Below are 16,119 nucleotides of genomic sequence, written 5' to 3'. Positions count from 1 at the left end.
ATTTCTTCTACACCCCCGGATCAACCTGCAGCTCATTTCCGTCTGCTGCCGTTGTCGCAAGAGTATCACAACGTTCATTCTGCGGGTGTCCATCATGCCCTTTTACCCAATTGAAGTTCACCTGGTGCGGCTTTTTCGCTTCCAGAAGACGCTTCCACAGGTCGGTATTCTTGACCGGCTCATTCTTCCCACGTTTCCAGCCCTTTTTGATCCATCCCTCAATCCAGTGCTGATTGAATGCATTGACCACATATTGGGAATCAGAAAAAAGCTCTACCTCGCAAGGTCTGTTGAGCGCTTCCAGCCCCCGGATGACAGCCATCAGCTCCATCCGGTTATTGGTTGTCCGCACATAGCCGCCGGAAAGCTCTTTAACGTGAAGTTCTCCCTTCGGGTCTACATATTCCAGAACGACTCCATAACCGCCCGGTCCGTCCGGATTACCTCTTGCCGCTCCATCTGTATAAATACTGACTTTCATAAATTGTCTCCTTATAGTTCAAATACCTGTCCCTTTTCCCGGACCCGCATGATCTTCTCCCGGTATGGTTCTGATACTTCCATTCCGATAAGCCGATCCTGCACCTCGTACTGCTTCCACATATGCATCGGAAATACAATCTTCGTATCCGTATGCCGCATATACCAGTCAAAGCCCCAGTAAAACTGCTCTTCCTGTCTCGGGTCAAGCACGACAAATGCAAGATCGATCTTTTCACCAGCCAGCGTTTCAATCTCCTTTTGATAATCGCCGCGCATCATCCGGTTATACGCATCATCTTCCTCTTCCCAGTGCCACCAGTTCAGATCCCCTGCATGATAAATGATCCTGTCTTCGCATCTTACCAGAAAGGCAACCCCTTCATCGGTTGAGCGCAGACTTTTTACCTTTGTATCCCCGACAGTAATCTCATCCCTTTTTCGCATGAAATGTTCCGATTCACGCTGCTCCTTTTTCGCAATTCTGATATCCTTCGGGAAAATATATTCCACATCCGGATACACATCCGCAAGCTTCAGGATCTCTCTGTTAAAATGATCCGGATGGGAATGGCTGGCAAACACCAACAGCTTCTTCGCTGGATCAAACTCCGGCATCGTTCCTTCATAATAGTCAAATAATAGAATATGGGATTCCAGTTCCACCGAAAATCCGCTGTGTCCGATATACGTCACCCTCATCTGTCTGCCTACTCCTCAACATCATCATGTTCACCGGCTGCCGTCTCTGTCGCATAAACAATCTCCGGAAGAACATATTCCAGACACTCTTTAATGATCTTCGGACTTCCCGGAAGATTGACGATCAGGGATTTACCCCGGATACCTGCTGTTCCTCTCGTCAGCATTGCCCTTTTTCTGGTCCGTGTCATAAAAAGACGCATCGACTCTCCGATCCCCGGAATCTCCTTATCGACCACTGCCTTTGTCGCTTCCGGAACACAGTCCTCTTCTCTGCATCCGATCCCACCGATCGTAAGGATCAGATCTGCCATCTGTGCATCCGCGATCTTCGCAAGGATCTTGCGGATAACCTCCCTGTCATTTGGTACCGGCTGTACAAGCTCTGTCTTGAAGCTGACCTGATCGAGCACTCTTCGCACGATTGGCGAACACGTATCATCCTTCTGTTTTCTGTATATCATGGTGTCTGCTGATACAATTGCTACTTTCATAGATGTCCCTCTTTTCTTTTCTCCTCACGTATAGATTTCATGGTATCTTATATGACCATTCATTCCATGAAAATGTATCCCCTAACGTATAGACTTTAGTATAACATACTCTCGGATTGCCATGCAAGTTTCCTGCCGCCAATCGAATTGATTTAAGAAAAATTTTAGATAATGATGCAAACCATACCTCCGTTGCTGTCATTGACGATCTTCTGCATGGTGTCCTGCAGTTTTGCCTGACTCTCATCTCCGATCATGGCAATCTTGTTTCGCACGCCATCCATCACCAGCTCTTCGATCGATTTTCCGAAAATATTGGTTCCCCAGACTCCATCCGGGCTCTTTGCCGCCTCGTTGATATAATTTACCAGATCCTTTGCCTGCTGCTCACTCCCCACGATCGGTGCGATCTCGGTCTCAATGTTAGCTCGGATCATATGGATAGAAGGTGCTTCCGAACGGATCTTTACTCCGTATTTATTGCCCTGCCGGATTACCACTGGATCGTCCAGCCGGATTTCTTCTCTTGTCGCGCTGACTACACCGTAGCCTTTCATTTTAACCGAAGCAAGTGCATCTTTGACACTTTCATATTCTTTCTGGAGCATGGCAAGATTACGCACTGTATGGATCAGATCATATTCCCCGCTGATCTGCGTTCCGGTCAGATCACTTAACATTTCATAATAACAGCCATCTTCCACCTTGATTTCAACCGAGATCTCACCGGTATCCATGGACACACCTGTTACATTTACTGCATTTATGTAGGTACTCTGCTCCGGCTTCCGGATCTCCATCGCATCCCGGATTTCTCCGATTCTGCCCATGACTTCTCTTGCATAAGATACCAGCTCTTCCCGGACCTTGTGATCTGCTGTAAGTATTTCCACCCATTTTGGAAGGAAAAATTTTACTTCTGTGACCGGAAATGCAAAGAGCACATTTTCCATGATCCGGTGGATATCTTCTTCCCGGAGCTGTTCACAGTTGACCGGAAGTGCCGTTACCTGATATTCTTTCTGGATTTCTTCTGCCACGTTTTTTGCCTCTGTGCTGTACGGTTTCCGGGTATTGACCAAGACCACGAACGGCTTGCCAATGCTTTTCAGCTCCTGGATCGTTTTCTTTTCTGCCGCCCGGTAGCTGTTTCTGGGAAGCTCTCCGATACTTCCGTCTGTCGTCACAACAATCCCGATCGTGGAGTGGTCATGGATTACCTTTTTCGTCCCGATTTCTGCCGCCTTTGTAAACGGAATTTCTTTTTCGTTCCACGGCGTTTTCACCAGACGTTCTGCTCCATTTTCCATGTGACCGGCGGCTCCCTCCACCATATAGCCCACACAATCGATCAGACGCACCAGCACACTCACATCCTTTGCGAGCTGGATTTCGGCAGCTTCTTTTGGCACAAATTTCGGCTCCGTTGTCATGATGCTCTTCCCTGACGCAGACTGCGGAAGCTCATCCACCGTCCGCTCTTTTGCATGCTCATCGGTCATTTTCGGCAGCACCAGCACATCCATAAAACGCTTGATAAAGGTTGATTTGCCACTCCGTACCGGTCCTACCACACCCAGATAGATCTCTCCATTCGTCCGGCACTGTATATCCTTGTATAAATCAAATGTATCCATACACTGTCCCCCTTTGATTGCTGATACAGTGTATGCGGGCTTTCCCCGGTTTAGAACAACTATACTGCCAGTTCACTTTTACTTTCTTGCCATCAATTTCAAAATCGGGTATGATAAATGGTAACAAAAAAGCGTATTACAGGCACGTAATGCCTTTCATTTATCAGAAAATCCTATCGGGATTTTCTTACAGTCAAAAAAGGAGGTATCCTATGCACGTAGGAAGAAAAGCACAAAAAAGAGAAAAAAAAGCCATGTCTGTCTCCCTGTACGGGAATCTGTTTTTCGTTATCGTTGAGATCGTCATGGCAATCTACACCAGTTCCCAGGCAGTTCTTCTGGACGCAATCTATGACGGAGTCGAGTTCTGCATGCTCCTTCCGTCGCTTTTTCTGATTCCGCTACTTTACAAGCCATCCAATGAAAAGCACCCGTTCGGTTATATGCAGATTGAATCTATGTTTGTCGTTGTCAAGGGCATTACCATGACTGGCGTTACCGTCGGGCTGATCCTGAACAATATCGAAATCATGATCCATGGTGGCAGAAAAGTCGCTTTTGATACCATTGCCTGGTTTGAATTATTTGCATTTTTTCTGGGAATTACCGTATCCATTTATCTCAAATATAAGAATCGTCTGATGGATTCACCAATGATCACAATGGAAATGGAAGGCTGGGAGATCGACAGTATTGCCTCTTTCGGTATGGCAATTGCCTTCTTTCTTCCGGTTCTGCTGCCTTTTCCATGGTTCAGACCCATAACACCTTATCTTGACCAGATCATTACCGTCACCCTGTCCATCTTTATGCTGCCGACACCGATAAAGACGGTAATAACCGGACTTCGGGATCTGTTCCTGATCCCGCCGGAGGAAGAGACTGTTGATGAAATTAAAGAAACGATCGAACCTGTCCTAAATGCCTATGGTTACAAAAAACTCTACTATGACATTCTCCGTACCGGAAGAAAGCTCTGGATCAGTGTTTACATCACCTTTGACAAAGATCTGGTTTCCATTACCCGGTTTAAGATCGTACAGAATTTCTGTATCCAGGCTCTTGCGAAAAAATATACGGATTTTTATTTTGAACTTCTGCCGGATATTGTGTTTACCACGGATGATGAGGCATTGACCAATCATATCGTAAGCCAGTCGGAAGAAGTGGATCAGAATGCAAAATTTGCAGACTGAATTATCTGATCCTTATTCTTTAAAAATACTCATTTTCCAAGAAAAGCTGCCTTAAACGGCAGCTTTTCCTTTAAATTCTTTGATTGGATTCTTGATAAATTTTATGTACTGCTTTCTCAGCCATTCGATCAGCTTCGTCAGATACCGAAGTACCGGCTCGGTCGCAATAGAGAATATTACAAAAAGCATAATGCATTTTCTGGACATTCCCGTAATCGCAAATAACTGTGGCAGGAAGATACTGCATCCTAACAGTCCGATCACGCATCCGATCCAGACGATCATACGCAGTGCATTCATCGGCTGGCAGATTCGGTAAAGGATCATGAATCCGACAATTGCAAGCAGCATCGTCGCCGCCGTAGAAATATCTTTGGATGCAACTCCGAACGTCTGTCCAAATACAACCAGCGCACCAACCGCAAGTACATCCGTAAGTCCTGCCGGAAGTGCCTTTAAGAACACATTGGTCAGGAAGTGTCCCTTAATGATATCCCGGTTCGGCTGCAGTGCCAGGAAGAATGCCGGAATACCGATCGTATACATGCTGATCAGCGATACCTGGGATGGCTCCAGCGGATAGGTAATCATAAAGACTGCCGAGAAAATTGCAAGCAGGAAGGAAAAAATATTCTTCACCAGGAACAGACTTGCTGAACGCTGAATGTTATTGACAACTCTTCTTCCTTCCAGAACAACCTCCGGCATCCTTGAAAAATCGGATTCCAGAAGTACCACCTGGGACGCCTGGACCGCCGCATCGCTTCCTGATGCCATCGCCACCGAACAGTCTGCATCCTTCAGGGCAAGTACATCATTAACACCATCACCGGTCATAGCGACCGTCATTCCCTGCTTTTTCAGTGCCTGCACAAACTGTCTTTTCTGTTCCGGGATTACCCTTCCGAAGACCGTATATTTGCTCACCGCAAGGGCAATATCTTCTTCGGTCTTTAATGTTCCCGCATCCACGTAATTCTCTGCGCCTTCAATTCCGGCCTGCTTCGCAGTCTCCGATACGGTGATCGGATTATCACCCGAAATAACTTTTATCGCAACACCCTGGTCCGCAAAATATTTGAAAGTCGCAGGCGCTTCTTCCCTGACTTTATTAAGAAGGAGGACATAACCAAGCGGCGTTACCGTTCCAGTCAGCGGCTTACCATCCGGCTCTCCATCATAGCTTCCAAATACCAGTACACGGAACCCCCTGGACGTATACTGTTCTATTCTTCCCTGATACTTTGTATAATCCTCACGCAGGACAAATTCCGGTGCACCAAGCACATATGCCTGATCTTTGAAAATTACTCCGCTGTATTTGACCGTGGAAGAAAAAGGAATCACTTTTTCCGGCACTTTATCTGAATGCTCTGTAAAATGTTCTTGCATCGCATGCATCGTGCTGTTATCCGCGTCCATTCCTTTGACAAAATCGCCGATCATCCGGTTCAGATCCGGCATCTTTTCTTCGTCATAGGCCTTGGCTTTCACCACTTCACTGACACACATACTGTCTTCTGTGATCGTACCTGTCTTGTCAACACAAAGCACATTTACCCGCGCCAGAGTCTCGATACTCTTCATATCATGGAGCAATACCTTTTTCGATGCAAGACGCATTGCACTTACCGCAAGTGCCACGCTTGCAAGAAGATATAATCCTTCCGGGATCATGCCGATCACTGCAGCAACCATGGAGATAATACTCTGCCGGAAGCTGTCGTGATTATAGAAATAACTCTGCACAAACAAAATGATTCCTATCGGAATCAGTGCGATTCCGACCATTTTTACCAGCTTGTCCAGGGAACGGATCATCTCCGACTGTTCCCCCTGCTGCATGGCTTTTGCTTCCAGAGTCAGCTGTGAAATATAGGAATCCGCTCCAACCTTGTCCAGGCGTGCATGACAGCTTCCTGATACCACAAAACTACCTGACATCAGACGGTCTCCACGCTTTTTCGTGATCTCATCAGATTCACCGGTAAGTAAAGATTCATTGACCTGAACCTCGCCAGCCTCAACAACCGCATCTGCACAGATCTGGTTCCCTGCACGAAATACAACAATGTCGTCCACAACCAGCTGATCCGCCTCCAGATTCAGCGATACCCCTCCACGGATTACTTCCGCGTGCGGTGCATTCAGCATGGTCAGCCTATCCAGTACTTTCTTGGAACGGATCTCCTGAATGATCCCGATCAGTGTATTACAGATGATAACCGGCAGGAATGTCAGATTTCGAAAAGAACCTACCAGGCACAGCAGAATCGCCAGAATCAGAAAGATCAGGTTGAAATAGGTAAATATATTATTATGAACAATCTCTTTTGTCGTAAGTCCCGGTGGAGCAACCTCATCATTGGTCCAGCCATTCTCTTCCCTTATCCGGATCTGCTCGGGATTAAGACCTACCCGGTAGTCTGGAACCACACGCTGGATCTCGCCGCGAACGACTTTTTCCTCTTGTGTTTCTTTTTCTTTTTTTCCGAATTTCATACAAAAAATCCTCCTGTATACACGTCATTATACGCCTATACGGAAGGATTTTCCATTAAGACTTTATGAAATTTCTTTGAAACTTTAATCCCACGGAAGGTTACTGTATTCGCTGCGCCCGTCACGCATCATCAGTTCACTTACCGCATCCTTTGCGGGTTTGCCTTCAAAAAGTACCTGATTGACCTTTTCCACGATCGGCATGGATACCTCATATTTTTCAGCCAGCTCTCTTGCCGCTTTTGCTGAATACACACCCTCAACTACCATCTTGACCTCAGCCATCGCTTCTTCCATCGTCATTCCCTCACCGATCAGAACACCTGCTTTACGGTTACGACTGTGCTTACTTGCACAGGTGACGATCAGATCACCGATTCCGGTAAGTCCGGTAAAGGATTCCAGCTTTCCGCCCATCTTTACACCAAGTCTTGTGATCTCCGCAATTCCTCTGGTGATCAGTGCAGCTTTGGTGTTATCCCCGTATCCTAGTCCATCTGCAACTCCGGCTGCAAGTGCGATTACATTTTTCAGGGAACCGCCAAGCTCAATTCCTTTAATATCCGGGCTTGTGTAGACACGGAATACATCATTCATGAAAATTTTCTGCAGATAAATGGCGGTTTCTTCTGTCTCTGCTCCGACTACAACCGTTGTCGGAAGTTCGCGGCTTACTTCTTCTGCGTGACTTGGACCAGAAAGAACAGCTACATTTGCCTGCGGAATCTCTTCTTCAATCTGCTCAGAAAGCGTCTTTAAAGTACCCTCTTCAATTCCTTTTGCCACATTGACCAGAATTTGCTCTTCCTTTACATACGGGCACATTTTCTTCGCCGTAGCTCTGGTTGCCATAGACGGAACTGCAAGAACGACCACATCTTTTCCTTCCACACTTCCCTGCAGATCTGTTGTGATCTCGATCTCCTCCGGGATATGAACGCCCGGAAGCTTACTTGGATTTTCCCGCTTTTTCCTGATCTCATCTGCTTCTTCTTTTAAATAAGACCAGATGGTTACATGATGTCCGTTTTTATTCAGTACCAGGGCCAGAGCCGTTCCCCAGCTTCCTGAACCGATAACTCCGATTTCTGCCATAAATTATTACCTCTTATTTTTCTTTTTTGAAAAACTAATCTTGCTCTCTGTACCATTTCTCAGACGTCCGATATTCGCACGGTGACGGATAAATGCAGAGAGAACAAAAAGTACTCCGATTCCATACATTTCAAACAGATACTTCTGCGCCATTCCAAACATTCCCATCTGTCCGTCAACGACGAGTCCGACAAGGAACAGTACGGAAATCACCAGCGATCCCAGTGATACATAACGTGTCACGGCAACAATTACGATAAACACGATCAAACATACTGCCGCAATCCGAATATCTGTAGATAAGATCATACCTGCCGTAACTGCAATTCCCTTTCCGCCCTTGAACTTCAGATAGAATGGAAAATTATGTCCGAGCACTGCCCCAAAACCTGTATACAGCGAAAGGAGCGGTAAAATATCTGCGTGAGACTGTCCGTAAATTCCGCGGACCACCAGAACTGCGATCACGCATTTGAAGCAGTCACCTAGCAGGGTGATCATTCCGGCTTTGATTCCCATGGTGCGAAGTGCATTGGTAGAACCTGCATTTCCGCTTCCCATCTTGCGGATATCTACCCCCTGAGTTTTTCCATAGAAATAGCCGGTCTGAAACAGACCAAATATATAGCCGATCAGCAAACATACAAGACGTTCCATCTTATTTGTCCTTCTCCTTTCTCTCCCTGATAAAGAATTTAAGAGACGTTCCACGGAAGCCAAACGCTTCACGGATCTTATTCTCCAGATATCTCGTATAAGAGAAATGCATCAGTTCTTTATCATTTACAAAGATGACAAATGTCGGCGGTTTGACCGCTACCTGGGTAATATAGTAAAGTTTCAGCCGTTTTCCCTTATCTGACGGTGGCTGCTGCATTGCAACAGCTTCGGTCATGATCTCGTTAAGGACACCCGTAGCCACACGGAGTGTCTGGTTCTCAATAACGGTGTCGATCATGTCAAAGAGCTTCGGAAGTCTCTGGCCTGTCAGTGCAGACACATACATGATCTCTGCGTAAGGCAGGAAAGACAGCACCATCCTGATCTGATGCTCATATTCCCTCGTGGTCTTATCGTTCTTTTCAATGGCATCCCATTTATTTACAACGATGATGACACCTTTTCCACGCTCATGTGCGATTCCTGCGATCTTGGCATCCTGCTCGGTTACTCCTTCTGCCGCATCGATCACAACCAGGACCACATCCGCTCTTTCTACTGCCGTAACTGTACGGATAATACTGTAGCGCTCCAGTTCCTCTTTGATCTTATTCTTACGGCGAAGTCCTGCTGTATCAATGAATACATACTCTTTTCCATTGTGCACTACTTCCGTGTCAATGGCATCTCTTGTAGTTCCGGCAATATCGGATACGATCACACGGTCTTTTCCGATCAGACGGTTGATGATCGAAGACTTCCCAACGTTCGGCTTCCCAACGATTGCAATTCTCGGACGGTCATCTTCCTCTTCCTGGCCTGCCCCTTCCGGAAAATGTGCCAGAACCTTATCCAGCATATCTCCGATTCCAATTCGTTCCGATGCTGAGATCGGAACCGGATCTCCGATTCCCAGATTATAAAATTCATACACATCCGGCATCATCTTGTTAAAATTGTCCACTTTATTGACAACAAGAATGACTGGCTTGTGGGAGCGGCGGAGCATATCTGCCACTTTTGAATCGGAATCTACAAGTCCCTGCTTTACATCTGTCATAAACAGGATCACATCCGCAGTGTCAATGGCGATCTGTGCCTGCTCTCTCATCTGGGAGAGGATCACATCACGGCTGTCCGGCTCGATTCCACCGGTGTCGATCAACGTAAATTCTTTATCGAGCCAATTCACTTCTGCATAAATTCTGTCGCGGGTAACACCCGGCGTATCTTTAACGATTGCTATCTTTTCTCCTGCCAGTGCATTAAAAAGCGTCGACTTTCCAACGTTCGGCCGCCCTACAATGGCAACAACTGGTTTACTCATATTTTCTTCCTCCTGATATTTATTCGGAATTCTGCTTCTATATCATACTAGATTTCTTCAAAAAATGCAATTTTTTAACGCCTCTTTCTTGTCATTGCTTTTAAATAATGGTATAAAAGATAAGTAAGATTAGATAAAAAGCACTTAAAACGCTTATTATAAGGAGGCACTCATGACAAATATCGAACTTATGGAAAAAGCTCTTCCAACAGCACCACTTAAAATTGCTGCCCTGGAAAGCTGCAAGGATCTGGCAGAAAAAGTGGATCAGTACATCGTATCGTTCCGCAAAAATTCTCTGCATGATTTTCTGGATCCTGCAATCTATTCATCTTATGAAGCAGATTCTTATCTTGCAAAGAACAGTTGCCCACGTTTTGGTTCGGGGGAAGCAAAGGGAATGTTTGGCGAAAGTATCCGCGGAAAAGATCTCTTTATTATGGTGGATGTCTGCAACTACAGCCTGACATACACAGTAAACGGACATATCAATCATATGTCACCGGATGATCACTATCAGGATCTGAAGCGTATCATCTCCGCTTCTACAGGAAAGGCACACCGTGTAAATGTAATTATGCCATTCCTTTACGAAAGCCGCCAGCACAAGAGAACCAAACGCGAATCTCTGGACTGTGCAATGGCTCTGGAAGAATTAACCGCAATGGGTGTATCTAACATTCTTACATTTGACGCACATGATCCGCGTGTACAGAATGCGATCCCACTCAATGGTTTCGACAGCTTCAACCCTCTGTATCAGTTCATCAAAGCTCTGTTTAAAGCAGAACCGGATCTGAAAGCAGACAAAGACCATCTGATGATCATCAGCCCGGATGAAGGTGCAATGCAAAGAGCCGTATACTTCTCCAACGTACTCGGTGTTGATATGGGTATGTTCTACAAACGCCGTGATTATTCTACCATCGTAAATGGTAAAAATCCGATCGTTGCACATGAATTCTTAGGTGACGATGTACATGGAAAGACCGTTATCATCATCGATGACATGATTTCTTCCGGTGAAAGTATGCTGGATGTTACCAGGCAGTTAAAAGACCGCGGTGCTGAGCGTGTATTTGTATGTACTACTTTTGGTCTCTTCACAGAAGGTCTTGACAAGTTCGATGAATATTATGAAAAGGGCTATCTGGACAGACTGATCACAACCAATCTGACCTATCTGCCTCCTCAGCTTCATGATAAACCGTATTTCATTGAAGCAGATATGAGTAAGTTCCTTGCACTGATCATTGATTCGATGAATCATTCTACATCTATTAGTGCGGTTATGAATCCGACGGATAAGATTCATGATTTGCTTGCGAAGAGAAATATGAGATAAATTTTGTTGGCGGGATAGTAAGGATATATTAGCGAACAGACGCCGCAAAAGAACCATAAAACAGGACAGCTTCCTTTGTGCAAACCATTCCGATGAGCCTCTGAAAGCGAAAATCGTGTTCAGCAATGGCTTCCACGATTTTTGAGTCTCATCTCCATTGCACAAAAATGGAATCTGTCCTGTTTTATGGTTCTCTTGCGGCTGTTTGTTAGTATATTTTTACTTTTCTGACAAACAAGAAGCTCTTTTTTATATCATATTATTTTGAAAATACTGCATCATTTTTTGTAAGAAGATATATACAGTATTGATTCATACTAATTCCTTCTTTTTTAGAGTGTTCTGCTAGAGATCTATGAAGACTTCTTGGAATCCTTAATTTGAACTGTCCAGAATAATTTTCCAAGCTGTCTGGTTCATATATCTCAATTCTTTCTTCTAATGCTGCTTCAATCCAAGTTCTTTTTGCATCTAATGCATTTTGTACTGCACTTTCTATTGTCTCGCCACAGGTAATACACCCTGGCAAATCTGGATATGAAACTACAAATCCACCTTCCTCTTCATCCTCTACAATTTCCATTCGATAAGGCATTTTCATATATTCATTCAGCGTTTTCATCTTTCCTCGTCTCACTTTCTACTATCTGTCTTACCATTTCTACATATACTTTTTTGATCGGTTCATGCTTTGGTATTGTAACTGGCATACAGCCACACTTTCTGAATGTATAATGACTGCTTCCTCCCTTGGGCGAATTCATTTCATCACCATAGCTTTCCAACACTTTCCGCAGTTCATCAAACCGGATGTCTTTTGATAAATTACATATCTGCATTATCAGTTTATCCCATTTTGACATTATTTATCTCTCCTTTTATTATGAATGGTGTCATATATGGTGTCAAGCTATTATGGCATATGCGCAGAAATTAACTAAAATGCCGTAAAACCAATATCTTTCATGGTTTTACGGCATTCTTATTTATCGTATTTACTTATACTGTCCTATCCCCATCAAAGAATTCCTGTCCGGTCGGGTATGTATAGGAATCTCCGATTTCATGGAGAAGGACGACTTTTAATTTATTATTCAGTGTTTTTTTATCCAGCTTGATTGCTTCGGTAAGCTGTGGGAGTGGGACATCGGCTTTTACCGGAAGTTTATAAGCTTCCAGGACTTTCCGGATGTGCTCGGCTTCGCCTTTTTTGGTGAGTCCTTTCTCTTCAGCAATCTTTGTGATCTGGTACATTCCGATGGCTACGGCTTCACCGTGGCTTTCTCTTTCATAGTGGAAGTGCTGCTCAATGGTGTGGGCAAGGGTATGTCCGAAGTTCAGGAGAATCCTCTCTCCGATATCAAACTCGTCTTCTTCCACAACGCGACGTTTGATATCGACACAGGTTGCGATCACATCAGTTAAATGCTCTTTCAGATTCTCATAGCATCCGCATTTTTCCAGAAGATCAAAAAGCTTGCGGTCTTTGATGCATCCGTATTTGATAACCTCCCCCATGCCATCCGTCACGTAACGCTCCGGCAAGGTTTCCAGCACATCCGGATCGATCAGTACCATCTTCGGCTGATAAAAAGCACCTACCAGGTTCTTACCCTGTGGAAGATCGACTGCAACTTTTCCACCAACAGAAGAATCTACCTGTGCAAGAATGGAAGTTGGAATCTGTACGAACTTGATTCCTCTAAGAAAGGTCGCTGCCACAAATCCGGCAAGGTCTCCTACCACTCCACCGCCAAGTGCAACGATCAGGTCTGTTCTGGAAATCTTTGCTTCCAGAAGAGAACTGTATACCCCCGGAAGGGTTTCGAATGCTTTTGACGGTTCTCCATGTGGAATCACGGTTTCCGCACACTCATATTTTTCAGAAAGATTTTTTTTAAGCGCTTCTCCGTAATAAGAATAAACTCTGTCATCGGAAATGATCATGATCTTTGATCCCTGATATACTTCCGCTATTCTTTCTGCCGCTTCTTTCAGAATTCCTCTTTCAATATAGATCGGATAGCTGTGTTCCTTTAAATCTACCGTCATTTTCATCGTTTTGTTCCTCCCAGGCTGCTGTTTTTTACATTTCTTTACCGACTGCTTTTGCGATTCCGGTAATCTCTTTTAACAGTGTATCATATTTTTCCGGTTTCAGCGACTGTGCTCCGTCACAAAGTGCCGTTTCCGGACTGTTATGTACTTCGATGATCAACCCGTCCGCTCCTGCTGCAACTGATGCTTTTGCCATCGGATCAACCAGCCACCATTTTCCTCCTGCGTGGCTCGGGTCTACAACTACCGGAAGATGGCTGAGTTTTCTTACTACCGGAATAGACTGAAGATCCAGTGTATTTCTGGTATAAGTCTCGAAGGTACGGATTCCTCTTTCGCAGAGGATAACATTTGGATTTCCAGATGCCATAATGTATTCTGCTGACATCATCCATTCTTCGTAAGTTGCATTAAGTCCTCTCTTCAAAAGGATCGGTCTCTTTGTCTGTCCGAGCTGTTTTAACAGGTCATAGTTCTGCATGTTACGTGCACCGATCTGGATCAGGTCTACCTTTTCATCGAAGATTTCCAGATATTCCGGTGACATCAGCTCTGTTACGATCGGAAGCCCTGTCTCTTCTCTTGCTGCACATAAGATTTCCAGACCTTCAAGGCCCAGTCCCTGGAATGAATATGGGCTTGTTCTCGGCTTGAATGCACCACCACGGAGCATATTTGCACCGGATGCCTTAACAGCCTTTGCGATCTCGATCACCTGCTCTTCTGACTCCACAGAACAAGGTCCGGCGATCAGTGCCAGATGTCCGCCGCCAACTTTGACACCAGATACATCTACGATGGTATCGTCCGGATGGAATGCACGGTTTACAAGTTTATAAGGTTCCTGTACATGCATAACTTTCTCAACAGAAGAGTCTACTTCGAAAAGCTTTGGATCCACACGGACCGTATCGCCGATACAGCCGATAATTGTAAGATCCTCACCTTTTACAGTATGTACTTCCAGTCCCTTTGCACGGACCATATTCTCAACTCGTTTTACGTTTTCATCACTTGTTCTTGGTTTTAATACGATAATCATAATCTTTTTCCCTTTCTCTTCTCTCTACTAATCATCGAATATGTCTTTTAGAAGTTCCTTCGGAATTTCCTATGAAACAAAAAACCCCCGTCTTCTGTAAAAACAGAGGACGAGAGTATTATATACTTCGTGGTTCCACCTCATTTTACAATTGTCTCACGACAACTGCCTCGTCAGGTACGTCGTTCATAACGGTTATACCCTTGCAGATAACGGCTGCTACCGGAAATACCTATTAACAATTCTTCAAAAGAATGCATTCAGTATCCTACTCCAAGAGGAATTCAATATAATCTTCGGTATCCTTCTTCCACCGATAAAGGACTCTCTGTGACGTCTTATTATATTTACTACTTCTTTTCATTGTATTTTGATAGTAGAATATGTAATTTTCAAAATCTATAGTTTATGTTACACGAATCAATAGGCTTTGTCAATCATTTTCAGCATATTAACGCGAGAAATATTTTTCTTTGATAATATCAACCGGCATTTCTTTTCCTGTCCAGAGTTCAAATGATGCAGCACCCTGATATAACAGCATATTCAGACCGTTCAGTGTCTGGCATCCTGCTGCTTTTGCTTTCTTCAGGAATAACGTCTCTTCCGGATTGTAGATTACATCAAATACAAACAGATCTTTTCTGAACACACTGTCATCTGTGATGATACATCTGTCTGTCTTCGGTGCCATACCGATGGAAGTTCCGTTTACCAGAATTGCACTTTCTGCGATCTCCTTTTTGAGGACTTCCGGGTCAGAAAAGTCATAGAGGTTGATCTTGCAGTCTGTCTTCTCATGAAGTTTCTCGATTGTCTTCTCCGCACGTGTGAAGAATTCATCACGGATGTTGAATACCGAAATCTCTGCTACTTTGTCAAGTGCTGCCTGGATCAGAATCGCTGCTGCGGCTCCACCCGCTCCAAGAAGTGTCATTTTCTTGCCAATGATATCAACGCCTGTCTCACTGACTGCACGCATGAATCCAATTCCGTCTGTCGTATAACCTGTCAGGACACCGTTATCATTTACAACAGTGTTGACCGCCCCACCGATCTCAGATGCCGGTGAAAGTTTATCAACCAGTGAGCACATCAGATTCTTGTCAGGCATAGTCAGGTTGAATCCTCTGACTCCCATGACTTTCAGACCATCTACTGCTGTCTTTAAGTTATCTGTTCCAACATCAAATGCCAAATATGCGTAATCCAGCTCCAGCTGGCGAAATGCCTCGTTATGCATCATTGGGGAAATGCTGTGTGCTACCGGACTCCCCAGTAATCCGGTAAGGACTGTATGTCCTGTAATCTCGTATGCCATTATCTCTTCCTCCTGCGTTACATTTTCACACTGTAAAGTGCTACTTTTGTCCTTTATCATACCATATTTTTCAAAATACGCAAGTATCGTTATAAAAAAGACGATATTTTCTGCCTTTGAAAAAACATTTTGAAAAATTTTAAATACCAAATAAGAATGAATGTTCCTATGTAGCAAAAAGAGTATCACGTTTCTTCTTGTTCACGTGATACTCTTTCTTTCATGGCTTCTGACTGTTACTGCTGATATACGTTTTACTT

General features: G+C 44.5%; 15 protein-coding genes and 1 other annotated feature. Of the genes, 2 read left to right on the top strand and 13 right to left on the bottom strand.

Annotation, left to right across the window (positions count from 1 at the left end):
- Positions 1-7: 7 nt before the first annotated feature.
- The 4 genes from rnhA to spoIVA form a co-directional block, all read right to left on the bottom strand.
- Complete coding sequence (gene rnhA / locus AB5213_RS05050; RefSeq protein ID WP_117834045.1) at positions 8-481, bottom strand: ribonuclease HI; 474 nt, start codon at positions 479-481, stop codon at positions 8-10.
- Between the two features lie 11 nt (positions 482-492).
- A complete protein-coding gene (locus AB5213_RS05045) occupies positions 493-1,182 on the bottom strand; it encodes an MBL fold metallo-hydrolase (protein WP_117823138.1) in 690 nt (229 codons plus the stop codon).
- A gap of 8 nt (positions 1,183-1,190) precedes the next feature.
- A complete protein-coding gene (locus tag AB5213_RS05040) occupies positions 1,191-1,676 on the bottom strand; it encodes a molybdenum cofactor biosynthesis protein B (RefSeq protein WP_008374969.1) in 486 nt (161 codons plus the stop codon).
- Positions 1,677-1,840: 164 nt separating this feature from the next.
- Entirely contained in the window at positions 1,841-3,313 is a 1,473-nt protein-coding gene (gene spoIVA, locus AB5213_RS05035) for a stage IV sporulation protein A (protein ID WP_215633974.1), read from the bottom strand.
- A gap of 212 nt (positions 3,314-3,525) precedes the next feature.
- On the opposite strand from spoIVA, the gene AB5213_RS05030 reads away from it, so the two are divergent.
- Complete coding sequence (locus AB5213_RS05030) at positions 3,526-4,509, top strand: cation diffusion facilitator family transporter (RefSeq protein WP_270222833.1); 984 nt, start codon at positions 3,526-3,528, stop codon at positions 4,507-4,509.
- Between the two features lie 51 nt (positions 4,510-4,560).
- On the opposite strand, the gene AB5213_RS05025 is transcribed toward AB5213_RS05030, so the two are convergent.
- The 4 genes from AB5213_RS05025 to der form a co-directional block, all read right to left on the bottom strand.
- Positions 4,561-7,011, bottom strand: a complete 2,451-nt coding sequence (locus AB5213_RS05025) for a cation-translocating P-type ATPase (RefSeq protein WP_368276394.1) — start codon at positions 7,009-7,011, stop codon at positions 4,561-4,563.
- An 84-nt stretch (positions 7,012-7,095) separates the two neighbouring features.
- Positions 7,096-8,106, bottom strand: coding sequence for an NAD(P)H-dependent glycerol-3-phosphate dehydrogenase (locus tag AB5213_RS05020; RefSeq protein WP_055246909.1), 1,011 nt, complete (start codon positions 8,104-8,106; stop codon positions 7,096-7,098).
- A gap of 6 nt (positions 8,107-8,112) precedes the next feature.
- The gene (gene plsY / locus AB5213_RS05015; RefSeq protein ID WP_055246911.1) at positions 8,113-8,763 is read right to left on the bottom strand and encodes a glycerol-3-phosphate 1-O-acyltransferase PlsY; all 651 of its coding nucleotides are present in this window, start codon (positions 8,761-8,763) and stop codon (positions 8,113-8,115) included.
- Position 8,764: 1 nt separating this feature from the next.
- Positions 8,765-10,093, bottom strand: coding sequence for a ribosome biogenesis GTPase Der (gene der, locus AB5213_RS05010; protein WP_055246914.1), 1,329 nt, complete (start codon positions 10,091-10,093; stop codon positions 8,765-8,767).
- A gap of 172 nt (positions 10,094-10,265) precedes the next feature.
- On the opposite strand from der, the gene AB5213_RS05005 reads away from it, so the two are divergent.
- Positions 10,266-11,438, top strand: coding sequence for a ribose-phosphate pyrophosphokinase (locus tag AB5213_RS05005; RefSeq protein ID WP_008374954.1), 1,173 nt, complete (start codon positions 10,266-10,268; stop codon positions 11,436-11,438).
- 259 nt (positions 11,439-11,697) lie between these two features.
- On the opposite strand, the gene AB5213_RS05000 is transcribed toward AB5213_RS05005, so the two are convergent.
- From AB5213_RS05000 to AB5213_RS04980, 5 genes are all read right to left on the bottom strand, one after another.
- Positions 11,698-12,060, bottom strand: coding sequence for a type II toxin-antitoxin system HicB family antitoxin (locus AB5213_RS05000; protein ID WP_368276393.1), 363 nt, complete (start codon positions 12,058-12,060; stop codon positions 11,698-11,700).
- Positions 12,044-12,301: a toxin HicA gene (locus tag AB5213_RS04995; RefSeq protein WP_055155647.1), complete on the bottom strand. Its 258-nt coding sequence runs from the start codon at positions 12,299-12,301 to the stop codon at positions 12,044-12,046. Before AB5213_RS04995 ends, AB5213_RS05000 begins: the two co-directional genes overlap by 17 nt.
- A 136-nt stretch (positions 12,302-12,437) precedes the next feature.
- Complete coding sequence (gene aroB / locus AB5213_RS04990) at positions 12,438-13,496, bottom strand: 3-dehydroquinate synthase (RefSeq protein WP_368276392.1); 1,059 nt, start codon at positions 13,494-13,496, stop codon at positions 12,438-12,440.
- A gap of 28 nt (positions 13,497-13,524) precedes the next feature.
- The gene (gene aroF, locus AB5213_RS04985; protein ID WP_008374949.1) at positions 13,525-14,538 is read right to left on the bottom strand and encodes a 3-deoxy-7-phosphoheptulonate synthase; all 1,014 of its coding nucleotides are present in this window, start codon (positions 14,536-14,538) and stop codon (positions 13,525-13,527) included.
- Positions 14,539-14,640: 102 nt separating this feature from the next.
- Positions 14,641-14,911: a binding site (T-box leader), on the bottom strand.
- 78 nt (positions 14,912-14,989) lie between these two features.
- Positions 14,990-15,859, bottom strand: a complete 870-nt coding sequence (locus tag AB5213_RS04980) for a shikimate dehydrogenase (RefSeq protein WP_055155649.1) — start codon at positions 15,857-15,859, stop codon at positions 14,990-14,992.
- Positions 15,860-16,119: the final 260 nt, after the last annotated feature.

The organism is Coprococcus sp. RTP21204st1_G4_RTP21204_210225, assembly GCF_040915385.1.
Classification (GTDB): Bacteria; Bacillota; Clostridia; order Lachnospirales; family Lachnospiraceae; genus Allocoprococcus; species Allocoprococcus comes.
This window is presented reverse-complemented; position numbering and strand designations above follow the sequence as displayed.